Raw genomic sequence first — 19676 nt, forward strand, 5'->3', positions numbered from 1 at the left:
CCATACGAATAATGTCAAATTACGTCATAACAGGCGGAATAAAATGACGCCACACTCATTTTACACTAGGAACAAAGTGCTATAAGATGGGAATACCCTTCAAAAAAGGAGTTGAAAAAGTTGATAAACCAAGTGACCTTAGTCGGCAGACTGACGAAAGATCCCGTTCTGCGTTACACGGTAGAAGGAACACCTGTATTAAATATAACACTTGCTCTAAACCGCCATTACCGGAATGCAAAAGGAGACTTTGATGCAGATTTTGTACTATGTACAGTGTGGAACAAAGCAGCAGAAAATACCGCGAAATACTGCTCAAAAGGATCATTAGTCGGTGTTGTAGGCAGAATCCAAACGAGGAATTATGATGGAACGGATGGGAAAAAGGTCTACGTTACCGAAGTCATCGCTGACACTGTCAAATTTATGGGAGGACGTCCAGCTGAAGTAAAGGCAGATGATAAAGAACTTTTGCCATTTTAAAGTAAGCGCATTCTTTTAAGGAGGTGAATTTTTGATAAAAGGGCACAATGATTCTATTGAAATACTGATTGGAGACCTCATTTTTAAACTCGGCAAAGCCAACCAACAAATTCATCAATTATCACAAAGAGTTGCTCAACTTGAATTCCTTCTCCAAAATCAGCAAACAGAAACGTTCTCAAATGCTCATCATTCGGGCTTCGTAAAAAAGATTATGGCACAATAGAACACTTTCCACGGGTGCCTTTCGTGTTTACACCATCCTCGTTTTATCTGCCTCTCAAATGGAAAGGGGCTGATTACACAGCCCCTATTTTTTAGATTGAATGATTGCTTTCGCTTCTTCAATATCGATATGTTCAAAATCATTGTACCCCAAGAAGCCAATCGCTTCTCTCAGTAAGGAAGGTAGTAAATCTCCCGACTCACGCAGTGTTTCCCAGCGCAATGTTTCGGGGAGCCACAAGGATGGGAAGAGGGAAGGGTCGTCGAGAAGACCGTCCACCTCTGCTTCACATATGCCCCTTAATAAAAAATCAGTCCGCAATTCATCCCGTTCTTGTTGAAACAATTCGTCTCTCTTTTTAAGTGTAGAAAGTAGATTGGAAAGTTTGCCACTCATAAAACCACACCTTCCGAAAAAATTTAAGCAAGTGCCAATAAATTACGCAAATCCTCATTAGAAAGCTCCGTTACCCATTGATCACTACGAATAATTTCTTCATTTAATGCCTGTTTTTTCTCCAGCATCAAATCAATTCGCTCTTCCAATGTTCCGGTAGTAATAAACTTATGCACGTGAACGAAGCGGTTTTGCCCAATTCGATAAGCCCGATCTGTCGCTTGGTTTTCAACTGCTGGATTCCACCAACGATCATAATGGATTACATGATTTGCAGCTGTCAAATTCAGTCCGGTTCCACCGGCTTTTAAGGAAAGAAGGAAAAACGGGAAATCCCCTTCCTGAAAACGCCCGACATAATGATCTCTTTGCGCTTTTGGCATACTGCCATTTAAGAATGGCACCGAAATGTCATAACGGTCTTTCAATATGGTGCGAATCATTTCGCCCATTCCAATATATTGGGTGAAGATAATGCATGCTTCACCTGTCGCCATAATGGAATCGGCCAACTCAACTAAGGTTGCCATTTTGTTGGAGCGGTTAATGATATTTTCAGGAAGCTCCTCTTTTAAAAAGAGAGCGGGATGGTTACAAAGCTGTTTTAACTTACTCAACATTTGTAAAATCAAACCTTTTCTTTCGAACACCGATAAGGACTCAATCTTACTAAAAGTATCCTGTACTAGATCCTCATAAAGGGCAGCTTGCTCAGGCGTAAGTGCACAATATTCTTTTTGCTCAAGCTTATCAGGTAAGTTCAATTCCACTTCTGGATCTTTTTTCGTTCGTCTTAGTAAAAAAGGTCTGATCAGCTTTTGCAGCTCATGAATTTTCTTTTCAGAACCATCTCTCTCAATCGGCAAAATATATTTCTTTTGAAATTGACCGAATGTCCCTAAATAGCCATGGTTGATAAAATCAAAGATGGACCATAACTCAGAAAGGCGGTTTTCCATCGGTGTACCTGTTAAAGCAATATGATGCATCCCTTTAAACTTTCGAATTGCCCGTGACTGCTTCGTTTCTGCATTTTTAATATTTTGTGCTTCATCGAGTGCAATCGTGCTCCATTTTACCGATAAAAGTTCCTCTGAATCTAGATGGGAAAGGCCGTAACTTGTGAGCACGATATCCGCGTTTTTCGTCATTTCAATAAATGTTTCTTCCTTATCTCTATTTGAACCGTAATGTAAAACGACATTCAGGCTTGGTGCAAAACGCTCCAATTCACGTTGCCAGTTTCCGAGAACGGAAGTAGGGCAAATGATTAAAGCAGGCGTATCATTTGTTTCATTCTTTTTGACATGTAATAAATAGCTGATGAGCTGAATGGTTTTTCCAAGCCCCATATCATCGGCAAGGCAGGCACCGAATCCAAATTGCCTTAGGAAAACGAGCCAGTTTAATCCTTGTTGCTGATACGGTCTGAGTTGGCCCAATAATGTATCGGGAACGTCGACAAAAGGAACTTCAGAAAGGGTATTTAGTTGTCTAAGCATCTTTTTTAACGACTGATTCAGTTCGATTTTAATTTGGGCGAAAGCTCGCGGATCAAATTCATCTATATTCATGGAAGCACTTTCATCTTCGTCGCCTAGTGCAAAAATATCTTGAACTCGTAAACCTTCTTTTCTAGCTTGTTCCATTAATACTTGGATGTGTGCAATCATTTTCGGATCAAGCTTCACCCAACTACCTCTAATTTTTACGAGCCTTCTTTGTTCTTGGACTAGCGATTGAAATTCCTCTTCAGAAAGGTCAGCGCCATTCATTGAAAGCCGCCAATCAAAATTTAACATCGAATCAAGACCAACAAAAGAAGGGCGGTAATTGGTGCCGGTTTGTTTTACCCTTGCTCTTACCGTCATATTGGCGGCACGCATCGCTTCCCACCAGGATGGGAGCAAGATTTCCACGCCAAGGGCAAGTAGTTTTTCACTTGCATCCGTAAGGAAATTCCAAGCTAATGGTTCATCAAGTTCACGAAGAATGCCATTTTCACCTTGAAGCCACGGGAATAATTGTAACCAACGGTCTTCTTCGGCGTATACGGAATCTAAAAATGAAAACCACTTTTTGGGAAATCGTTTATGTTCAGATAGTGGGAAAATTCGTTCTGGATTTTTTACATCTCGAAGTACAGTTTCCAGAATCCAAGGCTCTTCGTCTTCATCTGGCTCGGATAAACGAAGGCCGAGTACAAAGGGTCTGGAATTCTCTGTCATTCCAATCCACTCTTGCCAACGGTCTTCATCAAAATAAGCATCGAGCTCCTCGGCAGATAGCGGACTATTTTTAAGAAGCTCTATTTTTTCCGCTATTGTATCGCCTTCATGCCCTTGCTCCAAGTAAATGGACAAAGCATGATGAAAAAAACGGGTGACGAACTGTTCCATCGATTTCTCATGGAAAGTCTGCTCCCAAAAGTCAGCAGAAAATTCTTCCCAAATCATCTCGGGCACCTTCCATTTGAAAATTCCATCATCATCGTCTGTGAACTGTGGAAGCCATTTTCCTGAATGTATCGCCTCGAGAATGACAGATGAAACAGCCAAAAGTGCATCTCCCTGCTCATCCCAATGCCAAGAAATAAGCGAGCTGAACCGTTCATTTCCAAGAAGCGTCAATAATTCATAACTATTAAGCTCAACCCCGGCATGATGGTCGCGGTCGCGCTCTTTCGTTTCGATGAAAGAACCATAGAAGCTTTCCTCATGCCAAAGAAAAAGCTGTTGACTCCATAACGAAGGGTCGACCAAATCTGACCCTTCGTTTAACGCATATATGAAAAATGAACCCGTATCAAGGGGCATTACATGAAGTTGTATGATATCAAGATTCATCATGGAATGATGTCCTTTCATTTTGAGAGTCAATAATAAGCTTTCCTCTCTTACATTCTTCCTGGAAAGCACGCAAGCGTTTCGTATTATTTAGCAATGTTGATAAATAAATCTCCCATTGCTTCATCTTTTTTTCTTTTTTATAAAGCTTTTGCAGTCTCTTCAAATAGCGAACGGCTCGTTTATATGAGTCGCGGCCCCGATTGTTAATGAGGGAAGTGATTGTTTCGTGATACAGCGGTTTTAGAGCTGCAGGGTCGTGCTTAGCAACAACCTCGATTGTATGGCGATCAATAAAATCAATACTATTTTTTGAGTAAACTTGCAGCTCCGCCCATTTTTTATAGTCGTGTTTTGCGAGTAAATACTCATTATATTGAAAGCGGCTATAAGGAAGTAATTTCATATAAACCTTTTCCAACAAGGAAGAATCGAGATTCAATGCGGTATTGCTGTCTAATATTTGAAATAACGCTCTTGTAAATTGTGCTTGTTCATACGTGCGGGTTAATGCGGAAATAAAAGTTGTAATCTGATCGATGAAAACAGGCAAATAATGATTGAGCCGCCCTTTGGAACGATCATTTTGCAGCAACTTCATCCAGCGCAAAGCATAGGGAGCAATAGCTGATCCAAGCTCTTTCATATGGCGGGTAGCTGCGTCATCCTCTTCCAACAGTATCGCAATATGAATATAAGCAATGTCGATTCGCTCATCATGCTCCGCATCCATGCTCACCTTCAGCCGATCCCATTCCTTAAGTAAATCTCGCTTATTTTTAAATAAAGCCGACCACAGCTTCATGTAAATATCAGTAAATTCAGTTGGAAAAACCGTTTCTTCTTCCAAAAAACGATGACTGTTCTCACGTAAAAAATGAAAATATTCATCAAACGCAAATGGAGATGCAGTCGTCGCGAGTTTAGACAAAGCCTCATCCGCTTCTTCAAGCATCTGCTCAGTGAAAGATCGTAAATGTGCCCGTTTTTTAGGTTCGGTCGCTAGTGAATTGATGACTTTCAGCGACTCGCATGCTGCAAATAGCTGAAACAAAGGCTTCCATTCCCGTTCGACTGGCGCAAATCCAAGCAGACGCTTATAACAAACCCTTGCCCATTCCTCAAGCTGATAAAAATTATTAGCGGAGACGTTGGCGTACGCATTTTGAATTCGCAGGATCCATTGCTCCGGACCTTTTTCCATTTGTGGAGGCATCTTTTTTAACAAATCAGAACCGCGTTGCAAAGTGGATAGAACGTCGGCAATCTGATGGTGATTTTTCCATTCTTGCAGCCATAAAAAAACACTTTGCGTCCTGCTTAAAACCGTGAAAAATAACGCGACCTGATGTCGGCAAATCCCTTGTTCAGGGCATGTGCACGTACTGTTTGATGGATGGTCGAAAAACAACTCTACATTTACGGGAGTGACATCCTGAACCTTCGCATCCACTTTTTCATTAGAAAATTTCACATTATAAACAAGCTGCTGACGAAAAAGAATCATCCCTTTTTGAATGAGCTTTTCATGCACCTCAACTCTGGGGTCAAGCAGGTTCTTAAGTTCTTGGCTATAGGATTTTATATTTGTAAGTAGCTGTTGATTATACATAATAATAAACCTCCAAAACCTTATTATACCGCTATTTCTACTCGTTTGTCACTATGACGGGTTGATTTCGGAGGTGTGAGTTGTTGAACAAGAAAAAAACCGCCAAAGTTGACGGTTTTTGATGGATTTGTAATTTTAATAGAACTTTTTAAATCCGTTGAATTTACTTTTATTATAAGGAGTGTTTAGATTACCAATTTCAACGCCTCTATCACTGGCATGAATGAACTCATCATTGCCAATATAAATACCCATATGGGAGATTCCAGCGCGATACGTATTTTCAAAGAATACAAGATCGCCAGGCTCAGGTTTGTTCACATAGTAGGAGCGATCATAATATCCGTCCGTACCATAGCGAGCAATTTTTTTCCCTGCTTGATTGAACACATAGTAAATTAAGCCGCTGCAATCAAATCCTGAAAGGGTTGTCCCACCCCAAACATATTTCGTACCCATGACACTTTTAGCAATTTTGATGACTGCTGCTGCATCATCTGTTACCTTTGGAGCTTCGACTTTTTCAGGTGATTTAGCTTGAGCCGGAGCCTTCCCGTTTACTTTTAAAACTTGTCCAACCCGGATCAAATCGGAAGTTAGACCATTCAATGATTTCAGCTCTTTTACAGTCGTGCCGAATTTAAGGGCAATTTTACTAAGAGAATCCCCGGAAACGACCTTATATGTGTCGGTTGTCTTCGGTGCAGAGTTATTATTTTTTACTGTTTCAGTTTTTGGAGCCGGATCCGCTGAAACAACTTGCTTGGCAGTTGAAACTTTCAACACTTGTCCAGGATGGATCAAGTCGCTTTTAAGATTATTCCATTCGTATAACTGAGCCACTGTAACCTTATAATTAGCGGCAATTTTACTTAAAGTATCTCCAGACTTAATTGTATATGCAGCAGCTTTAGCAGCTTGCTTAGGTTTTGGTTGTGCGGGCTGTTTTGGTTTTGAGGACTGTTTCGGTTGAGCAGTCTGTTTTGGTTGCTCTTTTTTAACATCCTCTGAAGAAACTTGTAAAATTTGTTTTGGGTATATTAAATCACTCTTCAAGCGGTTCAATTCTATTAAGTTATTGACAGTTGTATTGTAGCTCGAGGCAATTTTCCAAAGAGAGTCTCCACTTTTTACTTCATAAGAAGCAGCAGAGGCATTTCCAGTGAACGAGGCAGCCAAAAACACAGCAGTTGCTGTTGTTACCACTTTTTTACGCATTAATCTTAGTCCCCCTAGAACTCTTTTCTTTAGGCAATTTTAGCATAATAACGCATTTCCTTTGTCAAATTTTACAAATTGTAACATGATTTTAATGTTAGTTCCATATATTTACAAACAATAAGATTAAAAGTTCTACAAAACTTTTTATAATCTAGTCAATTATGCTTAGGTGTTACGTGTCAAAAGATGTATAAAATTACAATTGTGTGACAGCGCCGCAAACATATGTTACGTAAATGTAAAATAATCTAATAATTTCTTGTGCTATGATTATCTTAACAAAATTACCAAATATAACTAAAGAGACTTATATAATAGAGATTTTTAAACGGGGGAAAACTAGTAAAATGTCAACTATTAAAAAAGCTTTGTTGTCGTTACTTGCCGTAATTATGTTCACAGTAATCGCTGTTCAACCTGATGCTGCCAGTGCAGCCGCAAAAAAACCATCAGCGAGCGCTATCGTTAAGCAAGGAAAGAAATACCTAGGAGTAAGATATGTTTACGGAGGGTCAAGCCCAAAAGGTTTTGACTGCTCTGGATTTACATCATATACCTTTAAGCAAAAAGGAATGAAATTACCGCGAACAGCTTCCGATCAATACAAAAAAGGAAAAGCAGTAAGCAAAAAGAACTTAAAAGCCGGAGACTTAGTATTCTTCAAAACATCTTCTACTAAGAAAGTCTCGCACGTTGGAATCTACATCGGAGGAAACAAATTCATCCATTCCGCCGGCAGAGGCGTCGCGATCACTAATATAAATGACCCATACTACTGGAAATCCCGCTACGTTGGAGCGCGAAGAGTCCTATAATTATAACCCGCTAGGCATTGTGCCTGGCGGGTTTTTGTTTTTAATAGAGTTTTTATAAAAAGGGGATTCTTGTATATGGGGAAACTGCCTGATAACACGATAGGGAGTTCAACGTGCCCTTCGGGGTGAAAAAATCGCTGTATAGGTCACGATGAGGAGTTCACCGTGCCCGTCCGGGTGAAAAAATCGCTGGGGAGGTCACGATGAGGAGTTCAACGTGCCCTTCGGGGTGAAAAAATCGCTGTAGAGGTCACGATGGGGAGTTCAATGTGCCCTTCAGGATGAAAAAATTGCTGAAGAGGTCACGATGGGGAGTTCACCATGCCCTACTGGGTGAAAAAATTGCTGAAGAGGTCACGATGGGGAGTTCAATGTGCCCTTCGGGATGAAAAAATCGCTGTAGAGGTCACGATAGGGAGTTCAACGTGCCCTTCGGGATGAAAAAATCGCTGTAGAGGTCACGATAGGGAGTTCAACGTGCCCTTCGGGGTGAAAAAATCGCTGGGGAGGTCACGATGAGGAGTTCAACGTGACCTTGCGGATGAAAAAATTGCTGAAGAGGTCACGATGGGGAGTTCAATGTGCCCTTCGGGATGAAAAAATCGCTGTAGAGGTCACGATGGGGAGTTCAATGTGCCCTTCAGAATGAAAAAATTGCTGGAGAGGTCACGATGGGGAGTTCAATGTGCCCTTCGGGATGAAAAAATCGCTGTAGAGGTCACGATGGGGAGTTCAATGTGCCCTTCAGGATGAAAAAATTGCTGAAGAGGTCACGATGAATCATTAAACTTACCTATATTTAAGAAAAAATGCGACGGCTGTTGGATAAAAGGTGCAAAGTGCCTGTGCCCTCCGCCTTTTGGAGTTTGCTGTCCGATTGAAGAGTTCAAAGTGCCCGTCCCCTCGACCATTTGGAGTTTACTGTCCGATTGAAGTGCTCAAAGTGCCTGTTCCCTCGACCTTTTACAGTTTATTGTCCAATTAAAGTGCTCAAAGTGCCCATCACCCTCAAATATTTAACGTTACTGTCCAATTGAAGGGTTTAAATAACATCTATAATCCAATTTTCCCTCGAAGAAAGAATCACTTCATCTATTTTTAAAACGATCAAACTTTTTCCATTCTATGTTTCTACACATTTTTTCAACAAAATTATGTAATATTCTACCTTTACTGTCACTTAAAAGGTAAATATGTGGTAAAATGGTAGTACCAGCATTTTCCCTAACTACATAAGAAAAAGGCAAAATCATTGAAAAATGGTGACGCAAAGCTAAAGGGGCTAATGTGTAGATCTGCACGATGCCAGCCAGTTACCGAACTTAGACTAATGAACTCTTTTTCGGAACAAGAAAATGAGTTTTTTTATTTATTAGAAATGAGGTGATATTGTTGAAAGAACAAAATATTGTTGATTTATTTGATTCCAATGAAAAGTTGGAAACCCTTCTTAACACATTGCCGGACCCGATTATTTTCAAGGATGAACAAGATCGTTGGATACAAGCAAACCAATATGCTATCTCACTCCTAGGGCTAGAAGAGATTGACTATATCGGGAAAACTTCTACAGAACTTGCTTCTATTAAACCACTATTTCGCGAACTTTTCTTATCTAGTTTTAAAGAGGACCAAAAAGCGTGGGTATCAGGAAAAGTAACACGAAGGGAAATAACTTCAACAAGTCAAAATGGACAAAATATAACGTTTGATATTCTTACAAAACCAATTTTTCACCAAGATGGTAGTAAAAAAGCGCTTGTTGTCATAGGTCGAGATGTTACAGAACGAAAACGTGTGGAAATGTATAAAACTCGCTTAGCGTTTTATGACCAATTAACCCAACTTCCTAATAGATTCAAGTATAAAGAAGAATTGGAAAATCAAGTTATTATTTCTAGGACCTTGCAGCAAAAACTTGTTGTCATGTATTTAGGGTTGGATCGATTTAACATTATTAATGATACGTTAGGTCCTGCCATTGGGGACCGGCTGCTCATTCAAATATCTGATCGTTTACAAAAATGCCTGCAGGAAGATTGGTTTTTGGCACGAATCGGCGGGGATGAATTTTCAATCATCATACCTAACGCCAAAGTAGAGGAAAAGCATAGGTTAGCGAATATGATCATTGATTCATTAACTGCCCCTTTTTTTATTAATGAATATGAACTTTTTGCCACTGCCAGCATTGGGCTTTGCAGTTATCCCAATGATGGAGAAGATGCTGAATCATTAATGAAAAGTGCGGGTATTGCCTTACACCTGGCCGAAGAAGAAGGGAAAAATCAGTATAAAACTTATAGCTCAATAAGAGATATCAAGACATTTAAAGCCTTTTCCATTGAAAACAGCTTGCATAAGGCAATGGACATGAAGGAATTTGAATTATATTACCAGCCTAAAATTGACATACATACAAATCGAATCATTGGGGCTGAAGCTCTTATTCGCTGGAATCATCCTGAATGGGACCTTGTATCGCCGAAGGAATTTATTTCTTTAGCTGAAGATACCGGGCTAATCATACCAATCGGACATTGGGTGAAGGAAACGGCTTGTAAGCAGAATAAAGAATGGCGAGATGAAGGCGTAAATATCGTGCCAATCTCTGTCAATATTTCTGCTAAGAGATTTATGCAAAAAGAATTTGTTAAAAGCATTGCAATGATATTAGAAAAGGTGCAATTAGATCCACAATTTTTAGAAATAGAGATTACAGAAACGTCATTAATGGAAAATGAAAAAATGGCGATTGTAGTAATCAATCAATTAAGGGGGCTGGGTTTTAAAGTATCGTTGGATGACTTTGGGACAGGGTACTCGGCGCTATCTTATTTAAAGCAATTCAAAGTTGATACGATTAAGATTGACCGTACATTTATAAAAGAAATTGGTAAGAACACACAAGATGAATTGATCGTAAAAGGAATTATAAATATCATTCAAAGCCTTAATATTAACGTGATTGCTGAAGGAGTAGAAACAGAAGAACAATTAAGGTTTCTGCGCGAGCACAAATGTAATCAAGTTCAAGGCTATCTCTATAGTAGACCTGTAAAGGCTGAAGAATTTAAAGAGTTGCTCAAAAAAGAAAAAATTGAAATTAACGTTCAGGATCAGGAACTTAAGCAAGAATATGAAAATAGACGAAAGTTTTTCCGGCTAAATTTCATTCATCCGCTTTCGGCTGACATGACCATAATCAAATTTATGGATCAGGATATCACATTGGGAAAAACGGAAGTTCTTATTCAAGATCTCAGTTTGGGCGGGTTAAGCTTAATTTCTGACATTAAAATGGCTGTACGACCTGATATGCTTTTAAGCATTGAAACTGAAATATTAGGTGAAACGGTTGCATTAATTGGAAAAATCATGTGGATGAAAGAATTATATGACGATGTATATCAATATGGAATCGAATTTATGATTGAGGAGCCTGAGCGCGATTCACTTGCTAAACTTGTAAATGCGCTGACAGTAAAGATTCGAAAAAATCCAATTGTACCTGATTGTCGATTTATCATAGCAGATATTTATACTTTTTTTAAAAAGGAGTTATCCAACAAAACAAATGCGTAAGTACACAATTTTAGGAATTATTATTTTGACAACTGTTTTACCTATTATTCTTACATTATTCTTTTTTAATGATGAAGCCTATACCTTCTTATGGTCACTGCTCTTTATTCCTGGCTTCCTCATTATTATCACTTACCCGAAACGAATAATAGTATTTATGACCATAATTGGATATATAGGTCTTGAAATCGTTATCCAGTATTACTTCTTAGACCTTGGGGATACACGTGCATTGCAGGTAAAAGTATTAATCATGAACCCAATAGTAAACGCAATTATACTCTTTGCGATGGCTTACTATAGAATAAAAGTAAAAAAAATGACCGATAAACTTCATGATTTAGTCGTACACGATTCGCTTACAGGAATTTATAATCGCAGGTATTTTGATCTTTTCTTAGAAAGCACCGTTTCCGATTATGTAAAGTCGGGAAAGTCATTTCAATTACTCTTCTTTGATATTGATCATTTTAAGATGATTAATGATCAATATGGCCATCCTTGTGGAGATCATGTATTAATAGAATTGACTAAGGCCATAAACAATCAAATAAGAGGTTCAGATACATTTTTTCGAATAGGTGGGGAGGAGTTTGCCATCTTTCTACCTGAAACGACTAGTAAAACGGCAGAAATCGTTGCAAATAGATTGCTAAGGTTGATTGCCGAAACGCCATTTGAGTATAAAAATATACGTATACAAGTAACGATTAGTGTCGGTTTAGCGGAATATAGTGGTGGAGAAATAGCGAAATTAATTGATAGAGCGGACTCCGCCTTATATAAAGCCAAAACAAATGGCCGAAATCAGGTTGTTGCAGTCGAATCATAATTTAACGAAGCGTTCCGCTCACTTTTTCATCGCCACTCAATGTCAAATTAATATTGCGCTTGAAGTATAGACCTCACCTCCATCTTAATTGTCATTACAACCCTGGAGACTTATAATAGAGCTAGCTGATGAAAGCGAATGTCTTAAATGAGAGGTGAATATTTTGGAAACGCAAGTTATTATAAATGCCGCAATATATCCCGGGGATTCCGAACGCCCAATTCAAAACGGATTTATTCGTTTTACGGAGAAAATCATTCAAGTAGGCGAGATGGATTCTTATGAAAAACAAGCAGGGGAAATCGTCACAGATGCAGCTGGAAAAATCATCATCCCAGGAATGATTGATATCCATATTCACGGGGGCTACGGTGTAGACACAATGGATGCCGACCCGGATAAAATGCTTTATTTAAGTGAAAAACTGCTATCTGAAGGGGTTACGTCCTATTTTGCGACGACGATTACGCAAGAACATGGAAAAATATCAGAAGCATTAAAAGCGGTAAAAATGGCGATGGATCAAGGTTCGTCCATTGAGGGTGTGCATTTGGAAGGTCCATTTATAAACGTAAAACGCGCTGGTGCGCAGCCGCCTGAATACATAATCGATCCAGATATTGAGCTATTTTTAAAATGGCATGGAGAATCTGGAGAGCAAATCAAACTTGTTACGTATGCACCTGAATTAAAAGGTGGGGATGAGTTTGAACAAGTTATGGTCGGAAGAGGGATCGTTCCATCTGTTGGACATTCCGATGCGATCAGAGAGGAGCTGCTCGAAAGTGCGGCGACTCATGCGACTCATTTATATAACGGCATGCGCGGGCTTCATCATCGGGAAGCGGGAGTCGCAGGCCACGCATTGCTGAAGGATGACATACAAGTTGAAATCATTGCGGACGGAATCCATATTACACCAGATATGATCGACCTTGCCTACAGAATGAAAGGCGCGACAAAAATATCCTTAATTTCCGATGCAATGATGGCAAAAGGAATGGCTCCGGGGGAATATGATCTCGGGGGTCAGAAAGTTATTGTTCAAGACGGGGAAGCACGCCTTGAAAATGGCTCGCTTGCTGGAAGTGTTCTGCGCATGGACGAAGCGTTTCGAAATATTATAACATTTACAGGATGTTCGATATCAGAAGCTGTACAAATGACGTCCAGCAATCAAGCGCGTGAATTCGGTCTGAAGTCAAAAGGATTATTAGGACCGGAAAAGGACGCTGATTTTGTCATTATGGATGACGAATTGCAGGTTCAGAAAACATACCGACATGGAATCGGCTACAAAATAGGAGGGTAATCATGGAAATTATTGTTGTAAAAAATGATCAAGAAGGCTCGGAAAAGGCATTTGACATTATTAAAGCTGGTCTTGAAAATGGTAAAATTAAAACACTCGGGCTTGCGACTGGTGGAACTCCCCTAAAATTGTATGCAAGAATGCGCGAAGCAAAATTAGATGTATCAGACGTTTCGACTACAAATTTAGATGAGTATGTTGGCTTGCCGGCGGACAGTCCGCAAAGCTATCACTATTATATGGAACAGGAACTTTTTAACAGCCTTAATTTTAAGGAAACATTTTTACCAAACGGCATGGCTGAGGACTTAGACGGCGAGTGTGAGCGTTACGAACAAATTTTGGCGGATCATCCAGTCGATCTTCAAGTACTCGGAATCGGCACAAATGCCCATATTGGTTTCAACGAGCCAGGGACATCATTTGATGCAAAAACCCATGTTGTTGAATTAACACAAGAAACAAAAGACGCTAATAAACGCTATTTTGAAAAAGAAGAGGACGTTCCGACACATGCCGTATCAATGGGAATTGCCTCCATCATGGCTGTGAAAGAAGTCGTCTTGCTAGCATTTGGGGAATCAAAAGCCGATGCCATTCAACAAATGGTAGAAGGACCAGTCACTGAAGATTGTCCAGCGTCTGTACTTCAAAACCATCCAAACGTCACGATCATCGTAGACCAAGCAGCAGCTTCAAAATTGAAATAATTTGATTCAGATAGAGCGTAAAGTCATCATGATTTTACGCTCTATTTTTTTATTCGGAAATACTAGGAAGAGCGCCCGTATAAGCGCTCTTCGGTGTAAGGCAGAGAATGGACTCCTATAGGGAGAATGGAAACTGGTTCGTTCTCGTTACGACTTTAAAGGCAATCTTACTAGCTAAGTTACGGACTAAATAACTTAGTAAACAAACGCTGTACCGACGATAATCAATAGAATGAAAAGTACAACGATTAAAGCAAATGAGTTACCCATACCATAGCCGCCCATACCGTAACCGCCATAGCCGCCACCGCAACAACCGAATCCCATAATACCACCACCTTTCGAATGGTTAATACATTTTATGTAGTTTGTGATGAAACGAACTAGGGATTAGCGGACAATACATGAAATGGTTGATTTCATTAGATAGTTAGGTAGTTTCTTGAGGACCTTTGGTTTAAATCCGTGACGAACAGGTATAGAAAAAGGGATTAACTAAAGGAGGGTTTACTTATGCCATTTGATTCGGGCTACAATTGGGCCTCAATCTATATTTCAAAACTGCCTAATTTATTATGGGCACTAATCGTTTTGCTGATTGGTTGGATCATTGCAAAGGCAATTGGAAAAGCAGTAGAAAAGCTGTTGAAAAAAACAACCTGGGATGAAAAACTGTTTGGAAAACGTCACCCGGAAGGCACGAAACGCATCGATTCTAACGAACTTATTGGAAAAATTGTATACTACATCTTGCTTGTACTCGTCTTCATTTTATTTTTCCAACTGTTGAATCTTGGAGCCATCACATCTCCATTCCTTGGAATGTTCGGTACGATGCTCGCATTTGTTCCTGCCATCTTAAAGGCGGGACTCATTCTTCTATTGGCCTATGTCATCGCCACACTTTTAAAAATGCTAATTATAAAAGGCGGAGAAAAAGCGAATATAACGTCTTTTATGCAAAAAATGAATGTGGCCGAATCTAATGCAGACAGCCATAAATTTCTTCATACCGCTGGAAAAATTGTTTTTTACTTAAGTTTCCTTCTCTTTATTCCAGGAGTATTGGCAGCACTAAATATACACGGCGTTTCGGGACCATTCGGCGGAATGCTCGAAAATATACTTGGATTCATTCCAAAGCTGCTAGCGGCAGTGCTTATTCTTTTAGTAGGCTGGTTTGTAGCAAAAATCATACGCGACCTTGTGACAGGATTGCTAAAAACGGTCGGAACCGAAAAACTTGCCGCACGTCTCGGTCTGCAAAAATTATTAGGGAATACATCCCTTTCTTCCATTATTGGAACAATCGTGTTCGTATTAATTATGATTCCAATCGTCATTTCGGCACTCGATCAACTGGATATTCGGGCCATCACGGACCCGGCAGTTGCCATGCTGAACGATATTATGACGATGATTCCAAACTTGGTTATTGCCGTACTTCTTATTGCAGCGAGTATTTGGATAGGAAAATGGGTGCGACATATTGTGGCTGAACTTTTACAAAGAGTCGGGTTTGACTCATTGACACGCAATCTTGCAGTCGGTAATTGGAAACCAGGAGCAAGCGGGATGCTCATGTCCGAACTGGTCGGCTATATCGCTCAAGTCCTTATCGTCTTTTTCATCACAATCGAAGCATTAAACTTAATCAAACTCGATTTTCTTGTGCTCATGTTAACCGCCATAACCGCCTATTTGCCACAAGTGCTGGCAGCAGTCATCATATTGGCTCTGGGACTCATCATCGCCAATATTGTTGAAAAAGTGCTGTCGAATATTTTAACAGGTCCAAGCTTTAAATTGATCACAGCAGTCGCAAAATATGCAATCATCGCACTTGCCGTTTTCATGGCACTCGATCAGCTCGGCGTCGCCGCCACCATCGTCAACTCAGCATTCATCCTGATACTAGGCGGAATGGCTTTAGCATTTGGCTTATCCTTTGGTTTAGGCGGAAAAGAATTCGCTAAAAATTATTTGGCAAAACTCGATAAAACGATTGAACAGACAGAAGTTGATAAAACGAAGAAAACGAGTGCTGGGAGCGGGGGCACGACCCGGAGCCCGAACCGGAGCGGGAGTACGAACAATAACACAATGGGACAGAATTTAAGAGAACCCAATCGTGAATACACAGAATCCATGGATCTTAACGAGGACAACAACAATGATAACGACAACAACGACTTTAGGGACGACCGAGGTCCGAAAGATTCCTGGCCACCGAAGCAATAAAAAGAAAGCCTGCACCTCTTTATATGAGGAGTGCAGGCTGTTTTCGTGAGTTTTCTTGGATTGCGGTGCCAATCAGGTAATTGCCAGAATTCCGCCTTGAATAAGACTGAATCGCGAAGGTAATCGTGTATTTGTCAAAATTCACTCCCGTGTGATCCCGGTTAATAAATGAAATTTGGTGTTTGTAGCAACTAACGAGTTCTAACGCATATCCTTCTCTTGTGCACTGCAAATATGACAATTTAATCATTTAATCGATTCCGATGCTTATCCGACGCATATGCCGAGCAGATGCTCCAAACTAATTGATTACTCGGCGTATCCGGTGCATACGCCGAGCAAAGTTGAAAAACTCCTAAGTAATTCTGCGTATCCGATGCTCACGCCAAGCAAAGTTGAAAACACCTAAGTTATTCTGCGTATCCGGTGCTTACGGCGAGCAAAAGCGAAAAACGCCCAAGTAATTCTGCGTATCCGATGCATACGCCGAGCAAAAGCGAAAAACGCCTAAGTTATTTTGCGTATCTGATGCATACGGCGAGCAAAAGCGAAAAACGCCTAAGTAATTCTGCGTATCCGACGCATACGCCGAGCAAAGTTGAAAAACGCCTAAGTAATTCGGCGTATCCGGTGCATACGCCGAGCAAAAGCGAAAAACGCCAAAGTTATTCTGCGTATCCGATGCATACGGCGAGCAAAAGCGAAAAACGCCCAAGTTATTCTGCGTATCCGATGCATACGCCGAGCAAAAGTGAAAAACGCCTAAGTAATTCTGCGTATCCGATGCATACGCCGAACAAAAGCGAAAACCGCCAAAGTAATTCTGCGTATCCGACGTATACGCCGAGCAAAAGCGAAAAACGCCTAAGTAATTCTGCGTATCCGATGCATACGCCGAGCAAAAGCGAAAAACGCCCAAGTAATTCTGCGTATCCGGTGCATACGCCGAGCAAAAGTGAAAAACACCTAAGTAATTCTGCGTATCCGACGTATACGCCGAGCAAAGTTGAAAACCGCCTAAGTAATTCTGCGTATCCGATGCATACGGCGAGCAAAAGTAACAAACTAACAAGCTCCGATGCGTATCCGATGCATCCTGTTTAGTTATGGTATCTCGTTATCCTGAATCGGAAATCAAAATGGTATTTATCGTAATTCATTCTAATATTGAATGAGTCAATTGCGGTATAGAGGGATTCTATGACCAAATTGCAAGTTTTAATGACGACAAAATGAAATCAATTCCGTATACATTCAACCTAGTATAAACTATCTTTTATACTAGGTGGGACCCCAAAATCACCTTTGCAAAATCCCGACTAGTACATATTTTAATTTTCTTCTAAAGCTTTCCGATTCCCATTGATTAAAAATGGATTTGTTTCCTTTAAATGGGGTGATGAAAGGGGCAGCATGGTCAATCTCGTTTTCTTGTACAACAAATAGTTCGCCGAGTTCGGCGCCCCCTAAGATTTCCGCCTGTTTTCCGACTTGCAAGCCTAATTCCACTTTTCTTTTTTCAACGATCCCACTACGCCCGAGAACCCATAAATATGAATGTCCGCGTATGCTCTCCCGCTGAACGACAGGAACTTCCAGTGCTTCATCCAGTACAATATCCGCTAGAACGTGGTAGCCTGCATACAATTCCACGTCCGCATTTTCATCCACGTCAACATCCGCGTTTTCACTGATGTCATCGTCTACATCATCATCCACATTTTCACCAACGCCATCATCCACTTCTTCACCGTCATCGTCTTCGCCAACATCATCATCTTCATCCACAGCCTCGTCCACATCCAAAATCACATTAAATGGATAAAAACTTGCCCGTTCAACCGTCGCTTGCTCAAGCGGAAGCTCGCTTACAGATCCAATCTCCCCGGTAAGTTCCCCTACAAATAAGTCAGAATGAACGTCGACTCGCATGCCTTCTTCGACCGTGGCCACTTCCTGCTCATTCAATTGCCCTTCCACAAACAGGTCTTCCGATACAATTGTGATGACCGGGTTATTCAATTCAAATGAAATATCTTCAACGATTCCGTCGACTGAGCTTAAAATGGTTAAACCGCTACGCCCGCTTTCGACGAGGTCACGCTGTTCCTCGTACTTCTGAATTTCCAAATCGACTTTTTCCAAGTCTAATTCTCTTTCTGAAACTAACCGATCTACTGCACGTATCTCAGCGGCATCTTCGCGCACTTGCCTTGCAGCTTCAACCTTCACCATGGTCTCGGATACTGCATCAGATTCAGGATCTCCACCAAAAACAGGCTGCACATTCGACCTTTGTCGTGGTAGTGCACTTTTCGTTCTCTCCATATCACTTACAAATGTTTCAATGCTCTTTTTTTCCTTTTCCAAACGTGCAATTTCCGCATCAAGCAACGCGATTTGTTCATCCAAATCTTCGGTGGCATATTCAAATAAAGGGGTGCCATTTTCCACCCTTTCCCCTTTTTCGACTAAGAACTCCTTGAAGGTTACATTCGGATCGACAAAAACTGGGTGCCTTTCGGATGGAGCTACGACGCCTTCTGTTCGAAGGGTTTTCACTAAATCGCCAGCCTTCACTTCCTCCCAGCTCGAAATGAAGTTCAATCGCTCTACCTTACTCCCTTTTTTCTCAAGTAAAACAAGATTGACCGCTAACACCAAAATAATGACTAGAACGACTAAAACCTGATGCCAACTCGCCTTCAACAAACATCACCACGCCTCATAAATAAGTATTGAAATTGACAGAAGCAAAAAAGGCGGTCAATGACCAGAAAAGTAGATTCATACATATGACGATCAACAAACTTTTCACCCGTGACAACATGGTCAAAGCACGAACCCCTCGGTATTGCATGAACGCAATCCATATTTTAAAAAAGGAAATCGATCCGCATAAGTAAATTAAAAAGCCAGACTTCATTATGTATTGGGCAATCACGCCTAAAGAAAGTGGAGAGGAGAACCAAGGTAAATTAAAAAAGACAACGAGAATGATATATGAAATTTGTTCCACCAATAAAATCGGAAAAATAAACGTTTGAACAACAATAAATTTCCTGTAAAACGTATCGGAAAATACCCAAAATAAAAGCGCGGGCAAAAAAATCACAGCTGCCGCATAGAGCAATCCTAGAAAAAATCGACCTATAATGAAATAACTTTTCAACGTTTCGTAGTGTAAACTCGAAGATCGAACTAGCTCTGGTGAAAGCACGTGCGACCCAATCCCGAACAACCCTGAGACGCAAAAAACAACCGCACTTAAAAAAAACAGCCAAACTAAACGAATTCTCAGTCCATAAATCGCTTCGGTATTATGTAATTGAAATAAACTTCTTTTAAGAAAAAATATTCCTTTATAGATGGATGTTTGATAGATCAATAGGAAATC

The 19676-nt window shown here is 40.4% G+C and carries 15 protein-coding genes and 1 riboswitch; of the genes, 8 read left to right on the plus strand and 7 right to left on the minus strand.

Annotation, left to right across the window (positions count from 1 at the left end; all coding sequences use genetic code 11):
- The first annotated feature begins 120 nt into the window (after positions 1–120).
- Together NQ185_RS06985 and NQ185_RS06990 are read left to right on the plus strand one after the other, a co-directional pair.
- Complete coding sequence (locus NQ185_RS06985; protein WP_257580903.1) at positions 121–483, plus strand: single-stranded DNA-binding protein; 363 nt, start codon at positions 121–123, stop codon at positions 481–483.
- A gap of 31 nt (positions 484–514) precedes the next feature.
- Positions 515–709: a hypothetical protein gene (locus NQ185_RS06990; protein ID WP_257580905.1), complete on the plus strand. Its 195-nt coding sequence runs from the start codon at positions 515–517 to the stop codon at positions 707–709.
- An 84-nt stretch (positions 710–793) separates the two neighbouring features.
- Here NQ185_RS06990 and NQ185_RS06995 read toward each other — a convergent pair whose 3' ends face one another.
- The 4 genes from NQ185_RS06995 to NQ185_RS07010 all read right to left on the minus strand — a co-directional run bounded on the left by NQ185_RS06995 (position 794) and on the right by NQ185_RS07010 (position 6781).
- Positions 794–1105 (minus strand): hypothetical protein, encoded by a 312-nt coding sequence (locus tag NQ185_RS06995; protein WP_257580907.1) that lies wholly within the window; start codon positions 1103–1105, stop codon positions 794–796.
- Positions 1106–1128: 23 nt separating this feature from the next.
- Positions 1129–3954 (minus strand): DEAD/DEAH box helicase, encoded by a 2826-nt coding sequence (locus NQ185_RS07000; RefSeq protein ID WP_257580909.1) that lies wholly within the window; start codon positions 3952–3954, stop codon positions 1129–1131.
- Entirely contained in the window at positions 3941–5563 is a 1623-nt protein-coding gene (locus NQ185_RS07005) for an SWIM zinc finger family protein (RefSeq protein WP_257580911.1), read from the minus strand. The genes NQ185_RS07000 and NQ185_RS07005 overlap by 14 nt, the downstream gene beginning before the upstream one ends.
- A 135-nt stretch (positions 5564–5698) precedes the next feature.
- Positions 5699–6781, minus strand: a complete 1083-nt coding sequence (locus NQ185_RS07010) for a C40 family peptidase (protein WP_257580912.1) — start codon at positions 6779–6781, stop codon at positions 5699–5701.
- Between the two features lie 350 nt (positions 6782–7131).
- Here NQ185_RS07010 and NQ185_RS07015 point away from each other — a divergent pair, with 350 nt between their 5' ends.
- The 5 genes from NQ185_RS07015 (at position 7132) to nagB (ending at position 14038) form a co-directional block, all read left to right on the plus strand.
- A complete protein-coding gene (locus NQ185_RS07015) occupies positions 7132–7599 on the plus strand; it encodes a C40 family peptidase (RefSeq protein WP_257580914.1) in 468 nt (155 codons plus the stop codon).
- Between the two features lie 1232 nt (positions 7600–8831).
- Positions 8832–8920: riboswitch (cyclic di-GMP riboswitch) on the plus strand.
- A gap of 71 nt (positions 8921–8991) precedes the next feature.
- Positions 8992–11184 (plus strand): EAL domain-containing protein, encoded by a 2193-nt coding sequence (locus tag NQ185_RS07020; RefSeq protein ID WP_257580916.1) that lies wholly within the window; start codon positions 8992–8994, stop codon positions 11182–11184.
- A 25-nt stretch (positions 11185–11209) separates the two neighbouring features.
- The gene (locus NQ185_RS07025) at positions 11210–12016 is read left to right on the plus strand and encodes a GGDEF domain-containing protein (RefSeq protein WP_257580917.1); all 807 of its coding nucleotides are present in this window, start codon (positions 11210–11212) and stop codon (positions 12014–12016) included.
- A gap of 163 nt (positions 12017–12179) precedes the next feature.
- A complete protein-coding gene (gene nagA, locus NQ185_RS07030; protein ID WP_257580918.1) occupies positions 12180–13328 on the plus strand; it encodes an N-acetylglucosamine-6-phosphate deacetylase in 1149 nt (382 codons plus the stop codon).
- Between the two features lie 2 nt (positions 13329–13330).
- A complete protein-coding gene (nagB, locus tag NQ185_RS07035) occupies positions 13331–14038 on the plus strand; it encodes a glucosamine-6-phosphate deaminase (protein WP_257580919.1) in 708 nt (235 codons plus the stop codon).
- Between the two features lie 195 nt (positions 14039–14233).
- Here the strand turns inward: nagB and NQ185_RS20320 are convergent, their stop codons facing one another.
- Positions 14234–14308, minus strand: a complete 75-nt coding sequence (locus NQ185_RS20320) for a YjcZ family sporulation protein (RefSeq protein WP_373370789.1) — start codon at positions 14306–14308, stop codon at positions 14234–14236.
- Positions 14309–14551: 243 nt separating this feature from the next.
- On the opposite strand from NQ185_RS20320, the gene NQ185_RS07045 reads away from it, so the two are divergent.
- Positions 14552–16279: a mechanosensitive ion channel gene (locus tag NQ185_RS07045; protein ID WP_257580921.1), complete on the plus strand. Its 1728-nt coding sequence runs from the start codon at positions 14552–14554 to the stop codon at positions 16277–16279.
- 1299 nt (positions 16280–17578) lie between these two features.
- Here the strand turns inward: NQ185_RS07045 and NQ185_RS07050 are convergent.
- A complete protein-coding gene (locus NQ185_RS07050; RefSeq protein ID WP_257580922.1) occupies positions 17579–18991 on the minus strand; it encodes an efflux RND transporter periplasmic adaptor subunit in 1413 nt (470 codons plus the stop codon).
- 13 nt (positions 18992–19004) lie between these two features.
- Positions 19005–19667, minus strand: a complete 663-nt coding sequence (locus NQ185_RS07055; protein WP_257580923.1) for a hypothetical protein — start codon at positions 19665–19667, stop codon at positions 19005–19007.
- Positions 19668–19676 lie beyond the last annotated feature (9 nt).

The sequence above is a fragment of the Lederbergia panacisoli genome (genome assembly GCF_024626525.1).
GTDB classification, from domain to species: domain Bacteria; phylum Bacillota; class Bacilli; order Bacillales; family Bacillaceae_C; genus Lederbergia; species Lederbergia panacisoli.